Genomic DNA, 25,831 nt, shown 5'->3' with positions numbered 1-25,831 from the left:
GTCCGTGGGTCATGGGGCTTCTGTGACGCGTCCGCTCGGGCGTCCTCGGGCTCTCAGACGTTGAAGCCCAGTGCGCGGAGCTGCTCGCGGCCGTCGTCGGTGATCTTGTCCGGGCCCCACGGCGGCATCCAGACCCAGTTGATCTTGAGTTCGCTGACGATGCCGTCCGTCGCCGCCTTCGCCTGGTCCTCGATCACATCGGTCAGCGGACAGGCCGCCGACGTCAGGGTCATGTCCAGGGTGGCGGTGTTGGAATCGTCGATGTGGATGCCGTAGATCAAGCCGAGGTTGACGACATCGATGCCCAGTTCGGGGTCGACGACGTCGTACAGCGCCTCGCGGACCTCGTCCTCCGAGGCCGGCTTGATCGTCAGGGTCTCGTTCTCGCTCATGCCGTCTCCTTCGTCGCACGGTCGCCCAGGGCCTGGGCCGTCGCGTCCTTCCACGCCATCCAGCTCAGCAGGGCGCACTTGACACGGGCGGGGTACTTGGAGACGCCGGCGAACGCGATCGCGTCCTCCAGCAGCTCCTCCATCGCGTCATCCGGGTCCAGCTGACCCTTGGAGTGCATCAGCTCCAGAAAGGTGCCCTGGATCTTGTGCGCCTCGGCCAGTTCCTTGCCGACCAGCAGATCGTTCAGTACGGACGCGCTGGCCTGGCTGATGGAGCAGCCCTGGCCCTCGTACGAGACATCCGCGATCCGCGAACCTTCGTACCGCACACGCAGCGTGATCTCGTCACCACAGGTCGGGTTCACGTGGTGCACTTCGGCGTCGCCGTCCCGCAGACCGCGCCCGTGCGGGTGCTTGTAGTGGTCCAGGATGACGTCCTGGTACATCGAATCCAGCTTCACGGACAGCCTCTCAGTCCTCAGTCCTCATCCGAAGAATTGACGGACGTGCTCCAGCCCCTCGACCAGAGCGTCGACCTCGGCCGGAGTGGAGTACAGATAGAAGGACGCTCGCGTGGTCGCGGGAATTCCGTACCGCAGGCAGACCGGCCGGGCGCAGTGGTGCCCGACCCGGACGGCGATGCCCTGCTCGTCGAGGACCTGGCCCACATCGTGCGGGTGGATGTCGCCGAGCGTGAAGGAGATCGTGGCGCCGCGGTCCTCGGCCGTCGCCGGACCGATGATCCGCAGGTCGGGGACCTCCAGCAGCCGCTTCACCGCGTATTCGGTGATCGCGTGCTCATGCGCGGTGATCCGCCCCATACCGATCGCGGAGAGATAGTCCACGGCCGCGCCGAGGCCGACGGCCTGGGCGATCGGGGGCGTACCCGCCTCGAACTTGTGCGGCGCGGGCGCGTACGTCGACGAGTGCATCGACACGGTCTCGATCATCTCGCCGCCGCCGAGGAACGGAGGCAGATCCTCCAGCAGCTCCTGACGGCCCCAGAGCACACCGATGCCGGTCGGTCCGACCATCTTGTGGCCGGTGAACGCCACGAAGTCGGCCTGGAGCGCCTGGACGTCCAGCACCTGGTGCGGGGCGGCCTGCGAGGCGTCGATGCAGACGAGCGCACCGACCTCCTGGGCCCGCCGGACGATCGCCTCGACCGGGTTCTGGGTGCCCAGGATGTTGGAGACCAGCACAAAGGAGACGATCTTCGTCTTCTCGGTGATGATCTGGTCGATGTCCGAGAGATCGAGACGGCCGTCGTCGGTGATGCCGAACCACTTCAGCTTCGCGCCCGTACGCTGCGACAGAAGCTGCCACGGCACGATGTTGGAGTGGTGCTCCATCTCCGTGATGACGATCTCGGTGTCATGGTCCACCCGGTAGGGCTCGTCCGCCCAGCCGAGCATGTTGGCCACGAGGTTCAGCGACTCCGACGCGTTCTTGGTGAAGATCACCTCGTCGCGGCTGGGAGCGTTGATGAAGGCGGCGACCTTGTCGCGCGCGCCCTCGTACAGCGCCGTGGCCTCCTCGGCGATGGTGTACACGCCGCGGTGGACGTTCGCGTTGTGCCGCTCGTAGTACTCGTTGAGCGCGTCGAGCACCTGGCGCGGCTTCTGCGAGGTCGCCGCGGAGTCCAGGTACACGAGCTTCTTGCCGTCGTGGATCACCCGGTCGAGGATCGGGAAATCCTTGCGGATCGCCTCGTCGAGCAGGCGGTCCGACGCTGTGAGAAGGCCCGGCAGCTCTGTCACGCGGGTACGCCACCCTTCACATATGCCTCGTAGCCCTCTTCCTCCAGCTTGTCGGCCAGTTCCGCGCCACCGGACTCGGCGATACGGCCCTGTGCGAAGACATGCACGAAGTCGGGCTTGATGTAGCGGAGGATCCGCGTGTAGTGCGTGATCAGCAGGGTGCCGACCTCGCCGGTCTCGCGGACGCGGTTGACGCCCTCCGAGACGACCCGCAGCGCGTCGACGTCGAGGCCGGAGTCGGTCTCGTCGAGGATCGCGATGCTCGGCTTGAGCAGTTCGAGCTGGAGGATCTCGTGGCGCTTCTTCTCACCGCCGGAGAAGCCCTCGTTCAGATTGCGCTCGGCGAAGGCGGGGTCCATCTGGAGACGCTCCATGGTCTCCCGGACCTCCTTCACCCAGGTGCGCAGCTTGGGGGCCTCGCCGCGTACGGCGGTGGCGGAGGTGCGCAGGAAGTTGGAGACGGAGACGCCGGGGACCTCGACGGGGTACTGCATCGCGAGGAAGAGACCCGCGCGGGCGCGCTCGTCGACGGTCATCCCGAGGACGTCCTCGCCGTCCAGGGTCACGGTGCCACCGGTGATCGTGTACTTGGGGTGGCCCGCGAGGGAGTAGGCGAGGGTCGACTTGCCGGAGCCGTTGGGGCCCATGATGGCGTGCGTCTCGCCCTGCTTGACGGTCAGGTCGACGCCCTTGAGGATCTCGCGGGGGCCGGCCTCGGCCTCGACGGAGACGTGCAGGTCGTGGATTTCAAGCGTTGCCATGGGTGCCTCAGGACTCCTGGGTGACGGAGACGAGCACATCGTCCCCTTCGATCTTTACGGGGTATACGGGGACGGGGCGCGTCGCGGGCAGACCGGACGGTTTACCGGTGCGCAGGTCGAAGCTGGAGCCGTGCAGCCAGCATTCGATCATGCAGTCCTCGACCTCGCCCTCCGAGAGCGACACATTCGCGTGCGAGCAGATGTCGTTGATCGCGAACACCTCGCCCGCGGTACGGACGACGGAGACGGGCGTGCCGTCGAGTTCCACCCGCTTCGGGGTGTCCTCCTCCAGCTCGCCCAGTCCACAGACACGGACGAAGGCCATCAGACTGACGCCTCCAGCTCCGCGTCGATCTTGGTCATCAGCCGCTCCTCGAGATCGGGCAGACCGATCTTCTGGACCAGTTCGGCGAAGAAGCCGCGGACCACCAGCCGGCGGGCCTCGGTCTCCGGGATGCCCCGGGCCATCAGATAGAAGAGCTGCTCGTCGTCGAACCGGCCGGTGGCCGAGGCGTGGCCGGCGCCGGCGATCTCACCGGTCTCGATCTCCAGATTCGGCACGGAGTCGACCCGCGCGCCGTCCGTGAGAACCAGGTTGCGGTTCATCTCGTAGGTGTCGGTGCCCTCGGCCGAGGCCCGGATCAGTACGTCACCGATCCAGACGGCGTGTGCGTCGATGCCCTGGAGCGCGCCCTTGTAGGCGGCGTTCGACTTGCAGTGCGGGGCGTTGTGGTCGACGAAGAGCCGGTGCTCCTGGTGCTGGCCGCGGTCGGTGAAGTAGAGGCCGAACAGCTCGGCCTCGCCGCCCGGCGCCGCGTACCGCACCTGGGGCGTGAGCCGTACGAGATCGCCGCCGAAGGTAACCACGACGGACTTGAAGGAGGCGTCCCGGCCGACCAGCGCATTGTGCTGGGCGACATGGACGGCCTTCTCGTCCCAGTCCTGGAGCGAGACGACGGTCAGCTTGGCACCGTCGCCGATGAGATAGTCGACATTGGCCGCGAGCACGGCGTCGCCGGTGTGGTCGATGACGACGACCGCCTCGGCGAAGGCGCCCAGCTCGACGATCTGATGGCCGTAGGCCGTACCGCCCTCGCCGTGGACGGCGATCCTGATCGGCTCGCTCAGCACGGTCTCCTTCGGCACCGAGACGACCGAGGCCTTCTCGAACGAGGAGAACGCCTGGGCGGAGACGCGGTCCACCGGGATACCGGCCTTGCCGATCCGCGCGTCCTCACGCCCGACGGTCTCGACGACGACGCCGTCGGGCGCGGTCACCTCGACCGTGACGCCGTCCGACGCGACGGCGGTGCCGTCGTGCAGCCCGCGCAGCCGCTCCAGCGGCGTGAACCGCCACTCCTCCTCACGGCCGTGCGGGACGGGGAAGTCCGCCACGTCGTAGGAGGGGGGCGCGCTCATGCGCGTGGCGACGGTCGACTCGGCGGCCACCGCGATCGAACCGGCGGTGGTGGAACCCGCCGGAATGTTCTGAGCCTCAGCCATGGCTGTCGTCGTGCTCTCTCTCTGCCTCTGCGTAAGGAATAACGGTCACTGGCCGAGCTGCCGGCCGGACGGGGATCAGCCGACGGATCAGCCGACGGAACCTTCCATCTGGAGCTCGATCAGCCGGTTCAGCTCCAGCGCGTACTCCATGGGCAGTTCCTTGGCGATCGGCTCGACGAAGCCGCGCACGATCATCGCCATCGCCTCGAACTCGGAGAGACCGCGGCTCATCAGATAGAAGAGCTGGTCCTCGGAGACCTTGGAGACGGTCGCCTCGTGGCCCATGGACACGTCGTCCTCACGGACGTCCACATACGGGTAGGTGTCGGAGCGGGAGATGGTGTCCACCAGCAGCGCGTCACAGAGCACATTGGACTTGGAGCCCGCGGCGCCCTCGCCGATCTCGATCAGACCACGGTAGGAGGTACGGCCGCCACCGCGCGCCACCGACTTGGAGACGATGTTCGACGAGGTGTTGGGGGCCATGTGGACCATCTTGGCGCCGGCGTCCTGGTGCTGGCCCTCGCCCGCGAAGGCGATGGACAGGGTCTCGCCCTTGGCGTGCTCGCCCATCAGATAGACGGCCGGGTACTTCATGGTCACCTTGGAGCCGATGTTCCCGTCGACCCACTCCATGGTCGCGCCCTCGTAGGCGACGGCACGCTTGGTGACCAGGTTGTACACATTGTTCGACCAGTTCTGGATGGTCGTGTAGCGGCAGCGCCCGCCCTTCTTGACGATGATCTCGACCACGGCGCTGTGCAGCGAGTCCGAGGAGTAGACCGGGGCGGTACAGCCCTCGACGTAGTGGACGTAGGCGTCCTCGTCGACGATGATCAGCGTCCGCTCGAACTGGCCCATGTTCTCCGTGTTGATACGGAAGTAGGCCTGGAGCGGGATGTCGACGTGCACACCCTTCGGCACGTAGATGAACGATCCGCCGGACCACACGGCGGTGTTCAGCGAGGCGAACTTGTTGTCACCGACCGGGATGACCGTGCCGAAGTACTCCTGGAACAGCTCGGGGTGCTCCTTGAGCGCGGTGTCGGTGTCCAGGAAGATGACGCCCTGCTCCTCCAGGTCCTCACGGATCTGGTGGTAGACGACCTCCGACTCGTACTGGGCGGCGACACCCGCGACGAGGCGCTGCTTCTCCGCCTCCGGGATACCGAGCTTGTCGTAGGTGTTCTTGATGTCCTCGGGCAGTTCCTCCCAGGAAGCGGCCTGCTTCTCGGTGGACCGTACGAAGTACTTGATGTTGTCGAAGTCGATGCCCGACAGATCCGAGCCCCAGCTCGGCATGGGCTTCTTGCCGAACAGACGCAGGCCCTTGAGGCGCAGCTTCAGCATCCACTCCGGCTCGTTCTTCTTCTCCGAGATGTCGCGGACGACATCCTCGGAGAGTCCGCGCTTGGCCGCGGCGCCCGCGGCGTCGGAGTCGGCCCAGCCGAATTCGTACGTACCCAGACCCTCGAGCTCGGGGTGGGCAGTCTCCGTGGGGAGCGTCATTCGGGGTTCCTCCCGGCTGTGCTTTCAGATGCGTGATGGGTGGTCTCTTGGGTGGCGGCCGCGCGGGGGATGAACGTCGTGCAGACACCGTCGCCGTGGGCGATGGTGGCCAGCCGCTGCACATGGGTACCGAGCAGTTGGGAGAAGGTCTCCGTCTCCGCCTCGCAGAGCTGCGGGAACTGCTCGGCGACATGGGCGACCGGGCAGTGGTGCTGGCAGAGCTGCTCGCCCTGCCGGTTCGGCGCGCTACGCGCCGTAGCAGCGTACCCGTCGGCGCTCAGCGCCCTGGCCAGGGCCTCGGTGCGCCGACCGGGCTCGGCCGACTCGACCGCCGAGCGATAGGCCTCGGACTGGTCGGCGAGCCGGGCCCTGGCGAAGGCCGCGACCGCCGCCTCACCCCGCTCCCCGCCGCCCGCGGCCCGCGCGATCCAGCGCAGGGCGTCGGCGGCGAGCTGGTCGTACGACTGGTCGAACGCGTCCCGGCCGCAGTCGGTCAGGGCGAAGACCTTGGCCGGCCTGCCGCGCCCGCGCGAGCCGTAGACGCGCTGCTCGCGCGGCTCCACGACGGCGTCGGCGGCCAGGGCGTCGAGATGACGGCGGACGGCGGCCTGGGTGAGCCCGAGGCGCCCCGCCAGCTCGGAGACCGTGGAGGGGCCGTGGTCCAGAATGGAGCGCGCGACGCGGTTTCGAGTGGAGTGCTCACCGGTCGCGAGTTCCTCCTGAGGAGCCTCGCCAACGTATTTCACAACGCCATTGTTGCGTAATTCCGGCGGCCCTGACAACCACGGTCCGCAGCGGCCGACGGTGCGCTTCATCACTAAGGGTTACCTAACAAGCAGCGTTCCTCCGTACGGGACAAGGGCTTCCGGCGGGTGCGCGCGGTGGTCCGGAGGGGCGGGAACGGGCCGAGAACGCGGCGAAGAACGGTCTCCGCGCACTCCGCCAAGGGTGCGGATACGGCGGCTTCCGGCCCCCTGAGGGCCCCTTTCGGCCCCGCGGACCGGGGGTCGGCGGTCCGTGCATACACTTCCCGCCATGCGCAGCGTCTTCCCGGGCGGCTCCCGGCCCGGCCGCGGTCCCGCCGCGGGCCACGCCCCCGGAGAGCCCGTCGTCGAGGTCCGTGGCCTGGTCAAGCGGTACGGGTCCAAGGCCGCGGTCGACGGTCTCGATCTGGTGGTGCGCGCCGGTACGGTCACCGCCGTGCTCGGCCCCAACGGAGCGGGCAAGACCACCACGGTCGAGATCTGCGAGGGCTACCGCAGGGCCGACGAGGGCACCGTCCGCGTCCTCGGTCTCGACCCCGTCACCGACGCCGCCCGGCTCCGCCCGCGCATCGGCGTGATGCTCCAGTCGGGCGGCGTGTACTCCGGCGCGCGTGCCGACGAGATGCTCCGCCATATGGCCCGGCTGCACGCCCATCCCCTGGACGTGGACACGCTGACCGAGCGGCTCGGCCTCGGCGACTGCGGCCGTACCCCGTACCGCCGGCTCTCGGGCGGGCAGCAGCAGCGGCTCGCGCTGGCGCTGGCCGTCGTCGGCCGCCCCGAGCTGCTCTTCCTGGACGAACCGACCGCCGGGCTCGACCCGCAGGCCCGCCGCTCCACCTGGGATCTCGTCCGCGAGCTGCGCGCCGACGGCGTCACCGCCGTACTGACCACGCACTTCATGGACGAGGCCGAGGAACTGGCCGACGATGTCGTGATCATCGACGCGGGCCGGGTGATCGCCCAGGGCAGCCCGGAGGAGCTGTGCCGGGGCGGCGCCGAGAACACCCTGCGCTTCACCGGCCGCCCCGGGCTGGACCTCGGCTCGCTGCTGAAGGCGCTGCCCGACGGCACGGCCGCCGCCGAGCTGACCTCGGGGGCGTACCGGATCAGCGGCGCGGTCGATCCGCAGCTGCTCGCCACGGTGGCCTCCTGGTGCGCGCAGCACGGTGTGATGCCGGACGGGATCTCCGTCGAGCGGCACACGCTGGAGGACGTCTTCCTCGAACTGACCGGCAAGGAGCTGCGTTCATGACCGCCGACACGAGCAGCGGCGCGGCGAACGGCACGGTGGCCGGTGGCGTCGCGGGCGCCGGTACGTACGCCCCGGCGCCCGGCGCCGCGCCGGTGCTCCGCATGATCGCGGCGCAGACGGCGTTCGAGACGAGACTGCTGCTGCGCAACGGTGAGCAGCTCCTGCTGACCGTGATCATCCCCTCGCTGCTGCTGGTGCTGTTCTCGACGGTCGACATCGTCGACACCGGCGCGGACGAGGCGGTGGACTTCCTCGCCCCCGGTGTGCTCGCCCTGGCGGTGATGTCCACGGCGTTCACGGGGCAGGCCATCGCCACGGGCTTCGAGCGGCGGTACGGCGTGCTCAAGCGGCTCGCCGTGTCACCGCTGCCCCGGTGGGCCCTGATGACCGCCAAGACGCTCTCCGTGCTGGTCACCGAGGTGCTCCAGATCGCGCTGCTGACGGTGATCGCCCTCGCTCTGGGCTGGTCCCCGCACGGCGGCCCGCTCGCCGTCGTCCTGCTGCTCGTGCTCGGCACCGCGGCCTTCTCGGGGCTGGGTCTGCTGATGGCGGGCACGCTCCGGGCGGAGGCGACCCTGGCCGCGGCCAATCTGGTCTTCCTGCTGCTCCTGGTGGGCGGCGGGGTGATCGTGCCGCTGGACAGGTTCCCGGACGCTGCGCACTCGGTGCTGGCGCTGCTGCCGATCTCGGCGCTCTCCGACGGTCTGCGGGATGTCCTCCAGCAGGGCGCGGGGGTGCCCTGGGGCGGTCTCGGGGTGCTGGCCGGCTGGGCCGTGCTCGGCCTCGGCGCGGCGGCGGCCTTCTTCCGCTGGGAGTGACCCCGCGACCGGCCTTCCGCGCGGTACGGGCCGACTCGCGCGCGGTATGGGGCCGGCTTCCGCGCGGTACGGGCCCGCTCCCGGGCGGCCGAACCCGCTCCCGGGCGGCGGGACGCGGTGTACGCACCCCTCGTGAAAACCTGCACAAGCTCCCGCCTACGATGGTTGCCGTGCTGACCCCCCTCGCCCATATCGCCCAGCGCTGGACACCTTCCCCCCGGACCGTCCGGCGTGCCGCGCTCACCGCCGTCGTGATGAGCGTGGTGATCGTCGTCACCGGCGGCGCGGTCCGGCTCACCGGTTCCGGCCTCGGCTGCGACACCTGGCCCAAGTGCACGGACGACAGTCTGTTCGCCACCCCCGAGCAGGGCATCCACGGTGCGATCGAGTTCGGCAACCGGATGCTGACCTACGTCCTGTGCGCGGCGGTCGGCTGGGCGATCGTCGCGGTGCGCTCGGCGAAGCCCCGGCGGCGCGGGCTGACCCGGCTCGCCTGGTCCCAGTTCTGGATCGTCATGGGCAATGCCGTGCTCGGCGGCATCACGGTGTGGACGGGTCTCAACCCCTGGACAGTGGCGGGCCACTTCCTGCTCGCCACCGCCCTGCTCACCGTCACCACCCTGACCTGGCTGCGCACCCGCGAGGGCGACGGCGCGGTCCGGCCGCGTGTCCCGCGTCCCGTACACAAGCTGTCCTGGGCCCTGACCGGCGCGGCGGTGGTCCTGATCGCGGCGGGTACGACGGTGACCGGCTCGGGCCGGCACGCGGGCGACAGCAGCGATGTGCCGCGCATGCCCTTCGACTGGGTGAACGCCGCCCATGTGCACGCGGTGTTCGCCTGGCTCGTCTGCGCGCTGGCCGTGGCGATGTGGCTGGTGCTGCGGGTGGTGGACGCGCCCGCCGACACCCGGGCGCGCGCCCGTGAGCTGCTTCTGGTGCTGCTCGCCCAGGGCGCCATCGGCTATGTGCAGTTCTTCACCGACACCCCCGAAGTCCTGGTCGGCGCCCATATGCTCGGCTCCTGCCTGGTCTGGATCGCGGTCCTGCGGGTGGCGATGAGCCTGCGTGAGCGCCCGCACACGGCGGTGGAGATCCCCGCACAGCCGGACCCGGCGCTCTCCGCGGTCACGGGCTGAACCCTCCGGACCCCCGTCGGTTCAGGGTTGTCTCGGACTCTCTCGGGGGTCAGCGTTTCCGGGTCTCCTCCTTCCAGGTCTTCTCGTCCGCCGTCAGCAGCTCCCTCAGCCGGGCCGCCGGGGGCAGCGGGCCGTGGTCCGACACGACGCGGAGTGCCGACGCGGCCGTGAGGTGGCCCAGCCGCAAGGCGCGTACGGGATCGCCGTCGGCCCGCAGCCCCGCCAGGAAGCCCGCCGCGAACGCGTCGCCCGCGCCCACCGGTTCGACCACCTCGACCCATGGGGCGGGGACGGAGCAGGGCACCTCGCCGAGATAGGCCGTGGCCTCCCGCGCGCCGTCCTTGACCACCACTGTGTACGGACCGGGCAGCAGGGCACGTACGGCGGCCGCGTCCGTCACCGCCGGGCCCCACAGCGCCTGGGCCTCGTCCAGACCCACGAAGACGAGATCCGCGCGGTCCGCGAGCGCGTGGAGGATCTCCGGCGCCGGCCGGCCGGTCCAGAGCGCGGCGCGGTGGTTCACATCGAAGCTGACGGGCCAGGGCCGGCCGGGCGCGAGCGCCTCCTCCACCAGGGCCAGACAGCTCTCCGACAGGGCGGGGGTGATACCGGTGAGATGCACGAGTCCCGCCTCCCGGACGGCCGCCGAGCGCAGCACCTCCGGGCCGAGCGCGGAGGCCGCGGAACCGCGCCGGTAGTAGTGGACGCGCGTGCCGTCGGCGCCGGGGTTCTTGATCAGCAGGCCCGTCGGCCGCGTGGGGTCCGTCCGTACACCCGTGACATCCACGCCGCAGGAGGCCACCCGCCGCAGGATCCGTCCGCCGAGCGGATCGTCGCCGAGCGCGGACACCCAGCGCGCCGGTACGCCGTGGTCGGCCAGATACATCGCCACATTCGACTCGGCGCCAGCGATGTCCAGGCGGAGCAGCTCCGCGTCGTCCAGGCCGAGCAGGGCCGCGTCGTCGAGCGGCGCGACCGGTTCGGGCGCCAGCGCCGCCATCGTCTCTCCGACACAGACGACGGGCCCCGCCCCGATGAGCCGCGGTCCGCCGTCGCGCGCGGCTGGAGTGCTCGCGAGTGGAGTGCTCATGAGCCGTTTCCCGGGTCCGGTGAGCCGCTTCCCGGGTCCGGGCGGTAGGACGCCGTCGGCAGGCCCGGCACCTCGACCCGTACGGAGAAGACCGCGCCGTCGAGGGGTTCCGGCCGGGAGAGACCCGTACGGGCGCTCGTGACGAACAGTGTGCGGTCGTCCTCCCCGCCCAGACAGACCCCGGCGGGCTGCGCCGCGGGGACCCGTACCACCTGGTCCAGGGCGCCGTCCGGACGGTAGCGATGGACCACGCCCTCGCCCCAGACGGCGGTCCACAGGCCGCCCTCGGCATCGACGGCCATTCCGTCCGGGCCGCCCGTGTCCAGCGTCGTGAACACCGACGGTTCCCCCAGCTCACCCGTCGCCGGGTCGACCGGATACCGCCTGATGAGCCCCCGCGCGCTGTCCGCGAGGAACAGGGTCTCCCCGTCGCCGGAGAACGCGGGGCCGTTCGGTACGGTGATGCCGCTCAGCACCCGGGTCACCGTTCCGTCGCGGTCGACGCGGTAGAGGGATCCCGCGCCCTCGATGTCGTCGTACGCCATGCTGCCCGCCCAGAAGCGGCCGTGCGGATCGGCGGTCGCGTCGTTCATCCGCATCCGTACGGGCGCACCGTCCTCCGGACGCGCCAGCCACCCGATCCCGGTCCCGTCACCGTCGTCGGCACCGGCACCGGCATCGGCACCGGTCTCGTCGTCGGCACCGGGGCCGCCGGCGGTGTCGAGCAGACAGATCCCCGGGCCCGCCGCCGCGATCCAGCTCCCGGGGCGCCCCTCGACCGGGGCCACCGCGCCGAGGGCCACGGGCAGCCGGGCCAGCTCGGCCAGGCCCTGTCCGGCCCGGTCGCCGGGCGGCGCGGCGAGCAGCCGGCCCGAGAGGATGTCGACCAGCACGATCCGGCCGTCGACCCAGCGGATTCCCTCGCCCAGTTCGAGGCGGTCCGGCCAAAGGACCTCGGCCCGGGAGCCGTGCGCTCCGGTGCCGTGCGCTCCGGTGCCGCTCATCGCCGCTCCTCCGCCCGCTCGTGCTCGTGTTCGCGCTCGTGCCCGTGCTCGCGCTCGTGTTCGCGCTCGTGCCCGTGTTCGCCGACCACGGTGAGGAACTCCCGTGCCCGCGCCCGCAGTCCGCCGAGGTCGCCGCCGTCCGCCGCGTCACCGATCAGCGGTGAGCCGACTCCCACCGCCACCGCGCCCAGCTCCAGATACTCGCGCGCGGCGGTCGCGTCCACTCCCCCGACGGGAACGAACGGCAGCTCCGGGAACGGTCCCCGCAGCGCCCGCAGATACGCCGGGCCCCCCGTCTGTCCGGCCGGGAAGATCTTGAGCGCCCCGGCACCGAGCCGCAGCGCGCTCAGGATCTCCGTCGGTGTCATCACCCCGGCGAGTACCGGCATCCCCAGCTCCTTGGCCACGGTGATGCCGTCGCCGACCGCCGGGGTGACGATGAAGTCGGCTCCCGCCGCGTGCGCGGCACGCGCGTCGCCGGGACCCAGCACCGTGCCCGCGCCGAGCGGCGCTTCCGGGCCGAGAGCGGTCCGGGCCCGCGCGATGACATCCAGCGCGTTCCGGCCGGAGAGCGACACCTCGATCAGGGCGACGCCCTCCTCGGCGAGTGTCAGTACGGTCCTCAGCGCCGCGTCCGGATCGTCTCCGCGCACGATGGCGACCAGCCGGTGGGCGCGCAGCGCGCTCAGCAGATCCACAGGGTTCCTCTCCTCGTTCCTGTCGGGTGATGTCACGTCATGGGCGATGCCGCGTCAGGGGTGGTGCCGCACCGCGTCAGGGGTGACGCCGTACCGACAGCGTGAGCCGCCAGCGCACCTCGCCGGACGCGGGCACGCGCGCCGCGTCCTTCTCCCCCGCGTGGGCCAGGTCGAAGACCCGGCCGAGCATCGGCTCGACACCGAGGGAGCGGTACGGCGCGTCCTCGGGGAAGCCCCCGAGGTTCCGCCAGAGCGCGACGGAGACCGGCTGTCCCTCCGCCTCGACCGACAGACACAGCTCGTCGGCGCCGTCCCGTACGGACACCTCGGATGTGTCGACCACGGCGCCCACGGCCGTGCCGTCGGCGGGGCCGAGCCGGTCGAGCGGCACACCCGCCACCGTGGGCCAGCGGCCCGGGGTCCAGCGCGCGCCGCCGTCGGGGTACAGCCGGACCGCCGCCCCTCGCGGCATCAGCGCCCGCGCCCGCCCGGAGAGTTCCAGCAGCGCGTGGGCGGCCCAGAGGAAGCGGTAGCCGGGCGCGGCGGACAGCCGGTAGTCCACGACCGTGCGCGCGGTGTCCGTGGTGATCCGCCGGACCAGCCGGAAGTCCGGGCAGTCCACGGCCTCGGCCACCGGCTCTCCCGGGGGCCGGTCAGCGGCCCGCCGCCACACCCGGGACCACGCGTCACCGTGATCCGGTGTCCCCCGGATCGTGGGGACGCACTCCTCCAGACCTCCGGCGTCGGCGAACGCGTCCCCCGGGCGGACACCCGCCCGGCGCGGCTCGTCCCGGAACCAGAGCCACTCCCGGCCGCCGCCCCCGCCGTCCTCACCGCCCCCGCCGTGCTCTTCGCGCCCACCGCCCCCGCCACGCAGGGACGTCCAACGCCCGCCGCGCGCACGGTCCGTGACGACACGCGGCCCGGACACGGCGGAGACCCCGGACACGGACCTCTCGCTCACCATTCCGCGAACGACCCGTCCGCGTGCCGCCACACCGGGTTGCGCCACGCGTGCCCCCTGCGGTCGGCGGCCCGTACCGCCTCCTCGTCCACCGTGATGCCGAGGCCCGGCAGCCCGGTACGACGCGCCTGCCCGGCCTCGAACCGGAACGGTTCGGTGTCCACCACGTACGACAGCAGATCCGCGTCCTTGTTGTAGTGGATGCCCCGGCTCTGCTCCTGGATGAGGAAGTTCGGTGTGCAGAAGGCGATCTGGAGACTGGCGGCGAGCGCGATGGGCCCGAGCGGGCAGTGCGGCGCCAGTTGCGCGCCGTACGTGTCCGCCAGCGACGCGATCCGGTGCACCTCCGAGATGCCTCCCGCGTGCGAGAGGTCCGGCTGCGCCACCGCGATGCCCGCCGCCAGCGCGGGCAGGAACTCGGCCCGTCCGTAGAGCCGTTCACCGGTGGCTATGGGCACCGGGCTCGCCGCCACCAGTCCGGGCAGCAGATGCCCGTGCTCGGGCAGCAGCGGCTCCTCGGCGAAGAGCGGATGCAGCGGGCCTATCTCCTGGAGGACCCGGCGGACCCCGGCCGGGCCGAAGCGCCCGTGGAAATCCACGGCGACATCGCGGTCCGGGCCGAGGACCTCTCGGGCCGCGGCCACGCGCTCCACCACCGCGTTGGTCTCCGCGAGGGTGGTGATCGGTGACGTACGGCCCGCAGCGTTCATCTTGACGGCGGTGAAGCCCGCCTCGACCTGCTCGGTTATCTCCTCGACCAGCCGCGCCGGTTCATCGCCGCCGACCCATGCGTAGACACGTACGGAGTCCCTCACCGGGCCGCCGAGCAGGGCGTGCACGGGCGCTCCGTACGTCTTGCCCGCGATGTCCCACAGCGCCTGGTCGATGCCCGCGACGGCGCTGGAGAGCACCGGGCCGCCCCGGTAGAAGCCGCTCTTGCTGAGGATCTGCCAGTGGTCCTCGATCCTGAGCGGATCCTGGCCGATCAGATACTCGGCGAGCACGTCGACCGCGGCCCGTACGACCTCGGCCCGGCCCTCGACGACCGGTTCGCCCCAGCCGACCACGCCCTCGTCGGTCTCGACGCGGCAGAACAGCCAGCGGGGCGGGACGAGGAACGTCTCCACGCGAACGATCTTCACTTGGCCTCGGGGCCCTTCTCCTCGGTGTCCGCGCGTGGCGTGTCGGCGTGTGGCGTCTCCGCGCGTGGCGTGTCGGCGTGCGGCGCGCCGTGCACCCTGTCGAGGTCGCGTACCGCCTGGTCGAGCAGGGCCCGCATGGCGCGCTCCGCCGCGTCCTGGTCCCGCGCCCGTACGGCGTCGAGGACGGCGCGGTGGCTGGGTACGGGGTCCTCGCCGTGCGGGGAGCTGTGCACGATCTGGTCGCGATGGGCCAGTCCGGACTCGATGACCATCTCCATGCGTTCCAGCAGTTCGTTGTGGGTGGCCGCGAGCAGCGCGCGGTGGAAGGCGAGGTCGGCCTCGACCGCGCGGGCGGCCCCGCCCGCCGCGCCGGCCCCGCCGGTCCCGTCGGTCCCGTCGGTCCCGTCTTCGTCGTATGCCGTCGTCCCGCCCATCGCCGTCAGCGCCGCCTCCAGCTCCGCGAGATCGGCGTCGGTGCGGCGCGCGGCTGCCAGCCGTACCGCGGCCGGTTCCACGATCCCGCGCACCTCGCCCAGATTGCGCAGCAGCCCGAGGTCGGCCTCGGAGCTGGTGCCGTCGGCGAACTGCCAGCGCAGCACGTCCGCGTCCAGCAGATTCCAGTCGGCGCGCGCTCTGACGAAGGTGCCTCTTCGCTGGCGCGCGTCGACCATCCCCTTGGCCCCGAGCACCTTCAGCGATTCGCGCAGGGCGGTCAGACTGACGTCCAACTCGCGCTGCAACGCCACGAGATCGAGTGTCGCCCCCTCGGGAATCTCCCCGCTGAGCACCCGGCGCGCAAGAATCTCCACGGTCTGGCCGTGCACTCCGCGGCGCGCGTACGGCGTCATGTCGTAATGCCTTTCTGCTGGTCGGTCGTTGTCCGGCGGTCGGTGGCGCGGTGTCGGCGGGCCGGTGTCGGCGGCCCGGTGGTCAGGCCGACGCCTTCACCACACTCCAGCCGCCGTCCACGAGCAGGCTCGATCCGGTGATGTACGAGGCTTCCTCGGCGGCCAGGAAGGCGATCGCGGCGGCGACCTCCTCGGGTCTGCCGAAGCGGCGGGCCGCGGTCTCGGCGATGCTGCGCTCCCGGTCCGCCGCCGGCACCCGGTCCCAGGCGGCGGTCAGGATCGGTCCCGGCAGCACGGCGTTGACCCGCACCTCGGGGCCGTACTCCACGGCGAGCTGTCCGCTGAGCGAGAGCAGCGCGCCCTTGGAGGCCGCGTACGCGGGGTGCCCGGGGATGCCCTTGTGCGCGTGTACGGACGAGGTGAGGACCACCGCGCCGCGCCGCTCGCGCAGATCGGGCAGGACGGCCCTGAACCCGAGGAAGCCGCCGGTGAGATTGACGGCGAGCTGGCGTTCCCAGGCGTCGAGCGACATCTCGTGGGCGGGCGCGACCCGCACGGTGTAGGCGTTGCTGACCAGGACTCCGACGGGGCCGTAGGTGTGCGCGGCGGCCACGATCCGGTCCCAGTCGCCCTCGTCGGAGACATCCGCCGTCACGAACGCGGCACGGCCGCCGGCCGCGCGGATGTCCGCGGCGACGGCTTCCCCGCGCTCCTTCGCGATGTCCGCGAGGATCACGGCCGCGCCTTCGGCGGCGAGCCTTTGCGCGGTGGCGGCGCCGATGCCCGAGGCGGCTCCGGTGACCACGGCGACGCGGTCGGTGAAACGGGCGGTTCCGTTCATGGGGCGGGTCGACTCCTTGGGAGGTGAGGGAGGTTGGCCGGGTGCCGGCCACGGATCGGCGGACAGGACGGGCGTCCCGACTGTAGTGACTCTGCGGTCCCGCCCGGTCACTCGCGCAGGAGGACCACCAGTTCCGCGTCGTACCGCTCCGTCCAGGCGAACGGCACACCGGAATGGACGAGATGGGCCCCGCTGTAGGTGACGCCCGACGCCGGATCGCGATAGCGGGCCGCCGGGTCGAGTCCGCGCAGCCGCAGTCTGGCCGCGCGCCCCGGGACCAGCGGAGCGCCGTCCAGACGTCCGGTGTTCCACGCCGTGACGACGACCCGGCCGCCGCCCGGCTCCTCGTACTGCGCTCCGCAGGTGGCGTCCGCCGGGGAGTTCAGCAGCCGCGCCTCCCCGTGGTGGACGACATCGCGGATCTCCTTGTAGCGGGCGATCCATCCCGCCGCCTCCGCGCGCCGCTCCTCGGACCAGTGGCGGATGTCGGCGCCGATACCGAGCACGCCCGCCGCCGCGGTGACGAAGCGGAAGCCGAGCGAGCGCGGGCGCGGGTCGAAGACACCGGGCGCGTCGGTGACCCAGGAGCTCATGGTGTGCGGGGCGTGCGCGTGGAGATAGCCGTACTGAATGGCGAGCCGGTCGAGCGGCGCGGTGTTGTCGCTGGGCCACACCACATCCGTACGGGCGAGGGTGGCGTGCTCGATCCGGCCGCCGCCGCCCGCGCATCCCTCGACGGTGACGTGGGGGTGGCGTGTACGGAGATGGTCGAGGACCCGCAGATAGCCGGCGACATGCGCGGCGTCGAGATCCTGTTCCTCGACGGGACCGCCGCCCGGTCTGCCGCGTTCGGTGGGCGGGCGGTTCATGTCCCACTTGAGATAGCCGATGGCGTGGTCGTCGAGCAGCCGGTCGAGCGTGCCGAGGACGAAGTCCTGTACGTCCTCGCGGCCGAGGTCGAGGAGGAGCTGGTTGCGTACGAGCGTGGCGGGGCGGCCCTCCAGCCGGTAGACCCACTCGGGGTGCGCCGCGTACAGCCCGGACGCGGGGCTGATGGCCTCCGGCTCCACCCACAGTCCGAAGTCCATTCCCAGGTCGCGGACTTGAGCGATGAAGTGGTCGAGTCCGTCCGGGAAGGACGCCGGATCGGTGTACCAGTCGCCGAGCCCGCCGGTGTCGTCGGACCGCCCGGTGAACCAGCCGTCGTCGACGACGAACAGCTCGGCCCCCATCTCTGCGGCGATCCCGGCCAGTTCGAGCTGGGTCGCGGCGTCGACGTCGAAGCCGGTGGCTTCCCAGGAGTTGTAGAGCACCTTGCGGGGCCGGTGCATCCGGTCACCGGTGAGACGGCGCTCGTAGCGGTGCCAGACCCGGGCGAGTCCGTCGAGACCGTCCGGGCTGAAGGCGCAGGCGAGCCGGGGGGTGGTGAGTGTGCCGCCGGGGGCGAGCCGTACCGCGCCCTCGTGCGGGACACGTCCCGCCCGGACCCGGACCGCGCCGCCGGGCTCGGCGTCGGTGGTGATGTGCCAGTTGCCGGACCACTCCAGGGCGACGCCGTAGGTGGGGGTGGCTCCTTCGGCCGGTGACGCGGCGTCCTGGACGGCGAGCCAGGGCGCGTAGGCATGGCCGGGGACGGCCTGGGCGGAGGACATCCCGAAGCTGCCCCGGGCCAGTTCGAGCTGGGTGAGCTGGAATTCCTGGGACCACTGGCCGGTGAGATACGTCAGCCGCGCGCCGCCTGTGACGGGGATGTTCACGGCGGCGGAGTCGAAGCGTTCCAGCCGCAGACCGGTCTCGGCGGTGCAGGTCAGTTCGGTCCAGCGGAGGATCACATCGGTGCCGGGGACGGTCTCGTAGCACAGAGCCGTCGTCAGTCCGAGAGTCTCGTCGGTGAAGACCAGCCGCAGGGAGGAGTCGCCTTGGCGGGTGGCCCCGGTGAAGGTCCACCAGACGCCGCGCTCCTCGCCGGGCCGCTGGGCGACCAGATCGGCGCCGGTGAACGGCCGCAGCCCGTACGGGATGTACTCGGCGGGCGCCAGATCGGCGGGGGTGATGAAGTGCGTACGGCGTGACCAGTCCAGCGCGGAGGGTCCGGTCTCGGCTCCGTGCGGGCCCCACGCGGTCAGCTCGGCCCAGCGGCCGTCACCGGCGAGGGCGACCGCGTAGGTGGTGTTCTCGGTGCGCAGCAGCCACCGGTCGCCCCGCACGTCCGGATCGTGTGTCTTCAGGTCGTGCGTCTTCTGGCCGTGCGCGTCCGGGTCGTGCGCCTTCGGGTCGTGCGTCGTCACTTGACTGCTCCCAGATTGAGTCCGGCGACGAAGTGCCGCTGGAACCGCAGGAATACGATCACGGTCGGGGCCGCCGCGATCACCGAACCCGCCGCGATGACGTTCCACATCGACACGTACTGGCCCTGGAGGCCGATGAGCGAGGCCGTGACGGGCATCTTGCTGCCCGTACGCAGCACGGTGATCGCCCACAGCAGATCGTTGAAGATCCAGGTGAAGGAGAGCGCGCTCAGCGCGGCGAGGGCCGGGGTGGTCAGCGGCATGATGATCCGCCGGTAGATCTGCCACGGACTCGCGCCGTCGATGACGGCGGCCTGCTGGATCTCGGGCGGGATGGAGCGCATGAAGCCGTGCAGCACGAAGACGTAGAAGCCGACGCCGAAGCCGACCTGGACACCGATGAGCGCGTACAGCGAGTCGTACAGCCCCAGTGACTCGCTGATCTTCGACACCGGGATCAGCAGGATCTGCGGGGGCAGCAGATTGCCGCCGAGCATCAGGAGCAGCAGGGTGCGGCGCAGCGGCAGATCGTAACGGGCGAGCCCGAAGGCCGCGAGCGAGGCCAGCGCGAGCGACAGCAGCACGGTCGGCACGGTCACGAGCAGGCTGTTGGCGAGCGCGCGGGCCTGGCCGCCGTCGGTCCACGCCTGGCCGAAGCCGCTCAGGGTGAAGGAGTGCGGCAGGCTGCCGAGGCCGTTGGCGGCGATGTCGTCGAAGGACCGGGTGCTGGTGACGAGTACGAGGACGATCGGCACCAGCCACAGCGCGGACAGCGCGCCCGCGCCGAGATGGAAGCCCGCGGTGGACCACGCGCGGCGCCGGGACCGGGTCCCGCCGGGCGCCGGTGCGGGCGGGGCGGGCGGTGTGCCGTGCTGTCCGGCGGGCGGCTCGGCTCGGGTGACGCTCATCAGTCGGCCTCCCGGAAGGCGCGGACGAGATAGGACACGATGACCCCGAAGGCCAGCACGAAGATCACGACCGCGAGGGCGGAGCCGTATCCCAGCCGCAGCGACTGGAAGGCGGTGGAGTACATATAGGTGCTGAGCAGTTCCGAGGAGTGGTACGGACCGCCGCGGGTGAGCGCCCAGACCACGTCGAACGAGCGCAGCGAGTCGATCACGATCACCGACAGGACCACGGCGTTGACGCTGCTGAGCTGGGGCAGGGTGATGTGGCGGAACTGCTGCCACCGGGTGGCGCCGTCGACCTTCGCCGCTTCGTAGAGCACCGGGTCGATGCCCTTGAGACCGGCGAGATAGAGCACCATCACATAGCCGATCTGGCGCCACAGGGCGGGCACGATCACGGCGTAGAGGGCGGTGTCCTGGTCGGCCAGCCAGGCATGGCGCAGACTGCCGAGCCCGACGGCTTCGAGGGTGTTGTTGATCAGCCCGTCGGGCTGGTACATCGCCTGCCACACCAGGGCGGTGGCGGTGAGCGAGAACACCACGGGCAGGAAGAGGGCCGCCCGGTAGAAGCCGACCCCGCGCCGCTCCTGCTGGAGCAGCAGCGCGGCGCCGAGACCGAGGAGCGCGGAGAGCCCGCCGAAGAGCAGCAGCCACAGCACGGTGTCGAGCAGGGCCGTACGGAAGATCTCGTCGCCGAACATCTCCCGGTAGTTGGCGAGTCCGACGAACGACGGGGCGGAGACTCCGTCCCAGTCCGTGAGGGAGAGATAGAACCCCTGGACCGCCGGCCAGAACACCCAGAAGGCCTCGGCGAGCAGCGGTACGAGGACGAAGACGAGGACCACGGGCCTGACCCGTGTCGCGCCCCGGCTTCCCAGCAGCCCTCCGCCGCCCGGCCGCCCCCGGCCGCCGGGTCCCCCGCCTCCTGGCGGTTTCCGGTCTCCTCGCCGCCCGGACCGTGGCTCGGTCAGCACCGCCACGTCACTGTCCCCAGATCTTCTGGGCGTCCCGCTGCCAGGTGGTGAGGATCGAGTCGATCTCCTTGGGCTTGGCGAGGAAGCGGGTGAGCGCGGTGTCCGCGGTGGGCTGGAGGGCGTCGCTGGAGTCACGGTTGAAGAACTGGGTGACGTCCGCGGCGCTCTCGATCAGCGCGCGGCCCTTCTTGACCAGCGGGGTCCCGGTGTCCTTGGCCTTCGGGTTGGTGGGCAGCGCGGTCCCGGAGGAGCCCTTGAGATAGATCTCCTGCGCCTCGGCGGTGGCCATATAGGTCATCAGCTCCCTGACCTCGTCCTTGTGGCCGGTACGGGCGCTGGCGAAGTAGCCGTCCGTGGGGCCCTCCTCGGCCAGGGGGACCTTCGGGTCGATGACGGGGAAGCGGAAGAAGTCGATGTCGTCGAGCTGGTCCTTGGGCGCGGAGTCCGCGAAGAAGGTGCCGATGAGCATCAGTCCCGTACGGCCCTGGAGCAGCGCGGTGGTGGCGTCCTGGAAGGCCAGCGCCGTGCCGTCGGGGTCGAAGTACGGCAGGGCCTCGCTCCAGCGGTCGAAGACCTTGCGGACCTCGGGGTCGTCGAAGCGGTGCTTTCCGGCGAGGAGGTCGCGGTGGTACCGCGCTCCGTTGATCCGTATGTTCAGGTAGTCGAACCAGGAGGAGGCGACCCAGGCGGTGTTGCCGCCGGCGCCGAGACCGATCGGCGCGACGCCCTTGGACTTGAGCGTGTCGCAGAGGTCGAGGAACTCGTCCCAGGTCTTCGGCTCCCGCACGCCCCACTTGGCGAAGTTGGACTTCCGGTAGAAGCAGCCCCACCAGTAGTACGTGGCGGGTACGAAGACCTTCTTGCCCGCCGAGGAGGTGCACAGCGTCTTGAGGGCCTCGCTGTAGCCCGACAGTTCGGGCTTCTCCCAGAGGTCGCCGATGTCGAGCAGCAGGTCCTTCTTCGCGTACGAGTCCGCCACCGAGCCGGGGTACCAGGTGAGCAGGTCCGGCGGCTGGGCGGAGGTCAGATACGTCGGGAGCTGGGTGCGGAAGGTCTCGGAGGCCACGGTGTTGAGCGAGGCCTCGGCGCCGCCGCGCTTGTTGAACGCGGCGACGAGATCCTCCATGGCCTTCTTGGCCTGCGGCGAGGAGAGGTTGGACTGAAGGGTGACGGGGCCGCCGCCGGAGGAGGTCTTGGCGCTCGGTCCCGAGGTGACGCAGCCGCTCAGGAACGCGGCGGCGCCGACCGCTCCGGTGCCCGCCAGGAACCGGCGGCGGCTGGGGGCTGAACTGTTCATGGAAGTGCTCCCTGATGGCTCGGAAAGTCTGTGGGGGCGTGGACTGCGGGGGGTGTGGACCGCGGGGTGCGGAGTGCGGGGTGCGGGGTCGCCGGGCACCACGCCCCGGACGGGGGCCCCACCCGGGGCGTGGTGCGATGCGACGCGGTGTGGTGCGACGCGTGCGGTGCGGTACGACGCATGCGACGCGGTGCGGTCGCGGTGCGGTCGCGGTGCGGTCGCGGTGCGGTCAGAGACCGCTCTGGTGGACGCGGTCACCCACCCCGCGGAAGACGGTCAGCACCCGGCCGTCCGGACCCGCGGTGGCGCCGAGGGCGCCCCGGAAGACATCGCTCTTGAACTCGGTGCGCGGTCCCCAGCCGCCCCAGCCGCCGGCGCCGTCCGCCTGGTACGAACGGGTCCAGAGGGTGTAGTCGCTCGCCCGCGCGTAGAGACGCACGGTGCTCCCGGACGACACGAGGGTCGGACTGCCGCCGACGGTCCCGCCCAGCGAGGACCACGCCGACCAGAGACCGGATCCGTCACGGGTCCTCGTCCACACCGCGTCGTCGGCGGTGCGTACGGCGAGATGGGTCAGGCCCGCCGAGTCGGTGACGGCGGAGGGGCGCCCGTACACCGTCAGGCCCTCCGGTGCCCCGAGCGGGGTCCACCGTGCCGAAGGACCGCCCGACGGTCCGCGCGAGGCGATGGTGCCGTCCTCGCCCCGGGCGAAGAGCGTCCAGTCGTCCGGGCCGCGGAAGGCGACACCCGGCGCGTCGGTGAGTGTGCCGCCGAGCTTCTGCCAGGGCCCCCAGTGACCGGCGAGCGAGGTGCGCCGGTAGGCCGCGTCGTCCGTGCCGCGTACGAATACATCAATACGGCTACGGCTCCCGCCGCCCGGCAGCTCCGACGCGTACGCGGCGGGCTGCCCGAGGATCCTGCCGTGCGTCGGTCCGCCCAGCGCGGTGGTGTGTGCCGACCAGTCGCCGTCGCGCCCTGTCTGCTGCCGCAGCGAACCGTCCGTACCGCGCGTGAAGGCGGTCAGTACGTCCCCGTCCGCCACCAGCGCGGGGTCCGCCGAGGACCGTACGCCCAGCGGCACCCCGGGAGCCTCGTCCGTACCGGACAGCCGGAGGAAGGCCGTGCCGTGCGCGGGGACCGTCACGGTGTACGAGCCGGTGTGCGTCCCCGCGTCCTTCCTGGCGCGCAGATCGCGTACCGCGATCCGGCCGCTCAGTCCCGCGTCGGCGAAGGTCACCGTGCGCTCGGCCGGCCGCTCGGAGCGGTTGAGCAGCACCACCGCGCGCTTGCCCGCGCCCTGGAGCACCTTGCTGTAGACGTCGCCGGTGGAGTCGGTGGCGACCCGCACTCCCTGGATGGCCAGCGGGTCCTGGTCGACGGCGAGGATCTCGGGGTTGCGCAGTGTGTCGATCATCGACTGCGGAAGGGTGCGCGAGTCGGAGCCGATGACCAGGGGCGCGCCCATGACGGCCCACAGCACGAACTGGCTGGTGGACTCCTCCTCGTTCAGCTCGTACGAGCCGTCCGCGGTCTTGCGCATCGGGAGCAGATAGTCGGGGTCGTTGTAGTGACCGGGGCCCTGCGCCTCGGGGTGCCAGGCGTTGGCGTCGGCGCTGCGCAGGATATTGGTCCAGTTGCCGGGGTAGGGCGTGCCGAAGGCGAGGTCGGTGCCGGTGCGCCAGGAGTCGGCGATCGTGGGGCCGTAGACATACGCGTTGTGCGCGTCCTGCGCCGGCGTGTGCGGCAGTCCCCAGTCGTCGGTGAGCGGGTTGCACAGGTTCAGCAGCATCCGCCGGCCGGATGCCGCGACCGCGTCGCTGAACTCCTTGAACGCGGGGCCCGGGTCGAGCTTCGCGCCGATACCGCAGAGGAAGTCGACCTTGATCGCGTCGATCTTCCAGTCCGCGAACTGCCTGGCGTCCTCGGTGTAGTGGCCACGGCTGCCGAGCCCGCAGCTCTTGCCGCCGTCGTACTCACCCGCGTCCGTGTAGATCCCGGCCTTGAGCCCGCGCTGATGGAGATAGGTCACCAGCGCGGGGATACCGGAGGGGAAGCGCTCCGGGTGCGCGGCCAGCCGTCCCGCGCTGTCCCGGGGGTTGTCGGCCTGCCAGCCGCCGTCCAGCCAGACGATGTCGTAACCGCTGCGCTTGAGGCCGCTGCTGACCAGATGGTCGGCGACGTCCTTCACCGCGCTCTCGGTCGGGGCGCCCAGACCGTAGTAGGTGTTCCAGCCCATGTACGGCGTGGGTGCCAGACCGCTGTCGTAGTACCGGGGCGCGCCCTGGTCGTCCGCGGTGCGCGGCTCGTCGGCGGCGCGCGGTACGGAGATCCGTGGGGCGGGGGCGTCCGGCTCGACGGCGTGCGCCATGGGCATCGCCGCCCCGGCCAGCGCGGCGACTCCGAGAACCGCTCCGGCCCGCCGGGCACACACCATCCCTGCACGATGCGAAGTCAACTGTGTCTCCCGAGGATTGGGGTCCATGGGCGCCGCTCGCCGCCCTCCCGTCCCGAGAGTGCGGCGGCGGCGCCACGACGAAGACTGTGACCCGGCGCTCCCACCCTGTCAACAATTATTACTAATTAATTGAAACAAGCCTCGACCGTCCTACATCACCGGGTCCGCCCCCGGTCCGGCGAAGAAATGATTCGCTGCCGCAACGCGTGCCGACGCGGCGCGTGACCCACGGATGACCCACGCGTGACCCACGGCCCGTCAGTCGCCGAGGAGCCGGTAGAGACGGCGGGCGTTGCCCGCCGCGATCATCCCGGCGACGCGCCGGGCGTCCTCGGACGCCCATGACCCGTCGGCCACCCAGCCGCCGAGCACCCGCGCCAGCGCCTCCCGGAACACCCGCGCCCCCACCACATGCAGCTCGGGCAGCCCGCGCGCGCCACTGGAGAACAGCAGCTTCCCGAACGGCGCGAGCTCCAGGATCTCGGCGAGTACGGCCGCGGCCCGCGCCCCCGTGTAGGCGAGCGCGGGCCCCAGATCCGCGTAGACATGCGGGAAGACCCCGGTGAGCTGGGCCGCGTGCCGGTGGTACGGATAGGCGCCGAGCAGCACGAGATCGGTACCGAGCCCCGCCGTGGCCGCCGCGAAACCGGTGAGCGGCAGCGGATCGGAGCGTCCCGCCGAGGGAAGGACCCCGGCGGTTCCCGTGTGCAGTTGCAAGGGAAGACCGGAGCCGACGGCGGTCCACAGGAGATGGCGCAGCAGTACCGGATCGGTGAGCGGCGCCCCGGCGGGACGCCCGGCCAGCCAGCGGTCGGCCGCGCCGCGCACCTCACCGGGCCCCGGCGGCTCGGGGGCCAGCGCGAGACCGTGCCGGATCCCGGCGACGGAGCTGAAGGCGACGGCCGAGGCGGCGGCGGTGTGCACGGACTCGGCGAGACCGGCGAGAAAGGTGCCGACACCGCCCGTGACATCGGCGACCCGCTCGGCGAGGGGTTCGAGCCGGACGATCTCCCGGGCCTCGGCCGCGCCCGCCGAGGCGATCTCGTCGGGCCCGGTCAGATCGCCGGGCAGCCCGGTGTCCACGAGATAGGTGGCGATACCGGTGGAGCGCAGCAGCCGTCTGCCCGCCTCCATCACACCCAGCTCCCTGCGGCGGGCCAGATAGCGGGCCGGCGGGCAGTGCGGTTCGAGGCCGAGCACGGGCGGACACCAGCGGCGCACCGCGAAACCGGTCTGGGTGTCGAAGAAGGTGGTGCCCGCGGCGGGCGGCCCCGCCGTCCTGCCCAACTGGGCCTCGAAGGTACCGAGGCCCAGCTCTCTGCGGAGCACACCGTGGCAGTACTGGTCCACCAGGGACGCAGTTTCGATCATCGGGATTCCCGTCGTGGACCGTACTCCTACACGTCCTAACGGGTAAGTCGCGA

General features: G+C 71.3%; 24 protein-coding genes. 3 read left to right on the top strand and 21 right to left on the bottom strand.

Annotated features, from left to right (window positions below; all coding sequences use genetic code 11):
* Window positions 1-53: 53 nt before the first annotated feature.
* The 8 genes from OG214_RS29460 to OG214_RS29425 form a co-directional block, all read right to left on the bottom strand.
* On the bottom strand, window positions 54-392 hold the full coding sequence (locus tag OG214_RS29460) for a metal-sulfur cluster assembly factor (protein WP_363080665.1): 339 nt from the start codon (window positions 390-392) through the stop codon (window positions 54-56).
* Complete coding sequence (gene sufU / locus OG214_RS29455) at window positions 389-853, bottom strand: Fe-S cluster assembly sulfur transfer protein SufU (RefSeq protein WP_382859270.1); 465 nt, start codon at window positions 851-853, stop codon at window positions 389-391. Before sufU ends, OG214_RS29460 begins: the two co-directional genes overlap by 4 nt.
* A 24-nt stretch (window positions 854-877) precedes the next feature.
* Window positions 878-2,152 carry a cysteine desulfurase gene (locus tag OG214_RS29450; RefSeq protein WP_363080663.1) on the bottom strand — a complete coding sequence of 425 codons (1,275 nt, stop codon included), beginning with the start codon at window positions 2,150-2,152 and terminating at the stop codon, window positions 878-880.
* Window positions 2,149-2,913 carry a Fe-S cluster assembly ATPase SufC gene (gene sufC / locus OG214_RS29445; protein ID WP_363080662.1) on the bottom strand — a complete coding sequence of 255 codons (765 nt, stop codon included), beginning with the start codon at window positions 2,911-2,913 and terminating at the stop codon, window positions 2,149-2,151. The genes OG214_RS29450 and sufC overlap by 4 nt, the downstream gene beginning before the upstream one ends.
* A gap of 7 nt (window positions 2,914-2,920) precedes the next feature.
* Window positions 2,921-3,238, bottom strand: coding sequence for a non-heme iron oxygenase ferredoxin subunit (locus tag OG214_RS29440; protein ID WP_365902494.1), 318 nt, complete (start codon window positions 3,236-3,238; stop codon window positions 2,921-2,923).
* A complete protein-coding gene (gene sufD, locus OG214_RS29435; RefSeq protein ID WP_405986436.1) occupies window positions 3,238-4,416 on the bottom strand; it encodes a Fe-S cluster assembly protein SufD in 1,179 nt (392 codons plus the stop codon). The genes OG214_RS29440 and sufD overlap by 1 nt, the downstream gene beginning before the upstream one ends.
* An 87-nt stretch (window positions 4,417-4,503) precedes the next feature.
* A complete protein-coding gene (gene sufB, locus OG214_RS29430; RefSeq protein ID WP_363080658.1) occupies window positions 4,504-5,925 on the bottom strand; it encodes a Fe-S cluster assembly protein SufB in 1,422 nt (473 codons plus the stop codon).
* The gene (locus tag OG214_RS29425; protein ID WP_405986435.1) at window positions 5,922-6,671 is read right to left on the bottom strand and encodes a helix-turn-helix transcriptional regulator; all 750 of its coding nucleotides are present in this window, start codon (window positions 6,669-6,671) and stop codon (window positions 5,922-5,924) included. The genes sufB and OG214_RS29425 overlap by 4 nt, the downstream gene beginning before the upstream one ends.
* Before the next feature lie 289 nt (window positions 6,672-6,960).
* Between OG214_RS29425 and OG214_RS29420 the strand changes: the two genes are divergently transcribed.
* From OG214_RS29420 to OG214_RS29410, 3 genes are all read left to right on the top strand, one after another.
* Window positions 6,961-7,944, top strand: a complete 984-nt coding sequence (locus tag OG214_RS29420; RefSeq protein ID WP_405986434.1) for an ABC transporter ATP-binding protein — start codon at window positions 6,961-6,963, stop codon at window positions 7,942-7,944.
* Window positions 7,941-8,762 (top strand): ABC transporter permease, encoded by an 822-nt coding sequence (locus OG214_RS29415; RefSeq protein ID WP_405986433.1) that lies wholly within the window; start codon window positions 7,941-7,943, stop codon window positions 8,760-8,762. The genes OG214_RS29420 and OG214_RS29415 overlap by 4 nt, the downstream gene beginning before the upstream one ends.
* 161 nt (window positions 8,763-8,923) lie before the next feature.
* Window positions 8,924-9,898 carry a COX15/CtaA family protein gene (locus tag OG214_RS29410; RefSeq protein ID WP_405986432.1) on the top strand — a complete coding sequence of 325 codons (975 nt, stop codon included), beginning with the start codon at window positions 8,924-8,926 and terminating at the stop codon, window positions 9,896-9,898.
* 49 nt (window positions 9,899-9,947) lie between these two features.
* Here the strand turns inward: OG214_RS29410 and OG214_RS29405 are convergent, their stop codons facing one another.
* The 13 genes from OG214_RS29405 to OG214_RS29345 all read right to left on the bottom strand — a co-directional run bounded on the left by OG214_RS29405 (window position 9,948) and on the right by OG214_RS29345 (window position 25,778).
* Window positions 9,948-10,988, bottom strand: coding sequence for a sugar kinase (locus OG214_RS29405; protein WP_405986431.1), 1,041 nt, complete (start codon window positions 10,986-10,988; stop codon window positions 9,948-9,950).
* Window positions 10,985-11,992: an SMP-30/gluconolactonase/LRE family protein gene (locus tag OG214_RS29400; RefSeq protein ID WP_405986430.1), complete on the bottom strand. Its 1,008-nt coding sequence runs from the start codon at window positions 11,990-11,992 to the stop codon at window positions 10,985-10,987. The genes OG214_RS29405 and OG214_RS29400 overlap by 4 nt, the downstream gene beginning before the upstream one ends.
* Complete coding sequence (locus tag OG214_RS29395; protein ID WP_405986429.1) at window positions 11,989-12,690, bottom strand: bifunctional 4-hydroxy-2-oxoglutarate aldolase/2-dehydro-3-deoxy-phosphogluconate aldolase; 702 nt, start codon at window positions 12,688-12,690, stop codon at window positions 11,989-11,991. The genes OG214_RS29400 and OG214_RS29395 overlap by 4 nt, the downstream gene beginning before the upstream one ends.
* A 76-nt stretch (window positions 12,691-12,766) precedes the next feature.
* Window positions 12,767-13,621 carry a hypothetical protein gene (locus OG214_RS29390; RefSeq protein ID WP_405986428.1) on the bottom strand — a complete coding sequence of 285 codons (855 nt, stop codon included), beginning with the start codon at window positions 13,619-13,621 and terminating at the stop codon, window positions 12,767-12,769.
* 29 nt (window positions 13,622-13,650) lie between these two features.
* Window positions 13,651-14,796, bottom strand: a complete 1,146-nt coding sequence (gene dgoD, locus OG214_RS29385; protein ID WP_405986427.1) for a galactonate dehydratase — start codon at window positions 14,794-14,796, stop codon at window positions 13,651-13,653.
* Window positions 14,793-15,644: a FadR/GntR family transcriptional regulator gene (locus tag OG214_RS29380; protein WP_405986426.1), complete on the bottom strand. Its 852-nt coding sequence runs from the start codon at window positions 15,642-15,644 to the stop codon at window positions 14,793-14,795. The genes dgoD and OG214_RS29380 overlap by 4 nt, the downstream gene beginning before the upstream one ends.
* Before the next feature lie 82 nt (window positions 15,645-15,726).
* On the bottom strand, window positions 15,727-16,485 hold the full coding sequence (locus OG214_RS29375) for an SDR family NAD(P)-dependent oxidoreductase (protein ID WP_405986425.1): 759 nt from the start codon (window positions 16,483-16,485) through the stop codon (window positions 15,727-15,729).
* A 107-nt stretch (window positions 16,486-16,592) separates the two neighbouring features.
* The gene (locus OG214_RS29370; protein ID WP_405987651.1) at window positions 16,593-18,692 is read right to left on the bottom strand and encodes an alpha-galactosidase; all 2,100 of its coding nucleotides are present in this window, start codon (window positions 18,690-18,692) and stop codon (window positions 16,593-16,595) included.
* Between the two features lie 77 nt (window positions 18,693-18,769).
* Window positions 18,770-19,681 (bottom strand): carbohydrate ABC transporter permease, encoded by a 912-nt coding sequence (locus tag OG214_RS29365; RefSeq protein WP_363080646.1) that lies wholly within the window; start codon window positions 19,679-19,681, stop codon window positions 18,770-18,772.
* Entirely contained in the window at window positions 19,681-20,661 is a 981-nt protein-coding gene (locus OG214_RS29360; protein WP_405986424.1) for a carbohydrate ABC transporter permease, read from the bottom strand. The genes OG214_RS29365 and OG214_RS29360 overlap by 1 nt, the downstream gene beginning before the upstream one ends.
* 1 nt (window position 20,662) lies before the next feature.
* Window positions 20,663-21,952 carry an ABC transporter substrate-binding protein gene (locus OG214_RS29355; RefSeq protein WP_405986423.1) on the bottom strand — a complete coding sequence of 430 codons (1,290 nt, stop codon included), beginning with the start codon at window positions 21,950-21,952 and terminating at the stop codon, window positions 20,663-20,665.
* Window positions 21,953-22,181: 229 nt separating this feature from the next.
* Window positions 22,182-24,386: a glycoside hydrolase family 27 protein gene (locus OG214_RS29350; RefSeq protein WP_405986422.1), complete on the bottom strand. Its 2,205-nt coding sequence runs from the start codon at window positions 24,384-24,386 to the stop codon at window positions 22,182-22,184.
* A 279-nt stretch (window positions 24,387-24,665) separates the two neighbouring features.
* Window positions 24,666-25,778, bottom strand: coding sequence for an amidohydrolase (locus OG214_RS29345; protein ID WP_363084536.1), 1,113 nt, complete (start codon window positions 25,776-25,778; stop codon window positions 24,666-24,668).
* Between the last annotated feature and the right edge of the window lie 53 nt (window positions 25,779-25,831).

Source organism: Streptomyces sp. NBC_00872 (assembly GCF_045161915.1).
GTDB lineage: Bacteria > Actinomycetota > Actinomycetes > Streptomycetales > Streptomycetaceae > Streptomyces.
The sequence above is the reverse complement of the archived record's forward strand: the minus strand, read 5'-3'. Positions and strand labels throughout refer to the sequence as shown.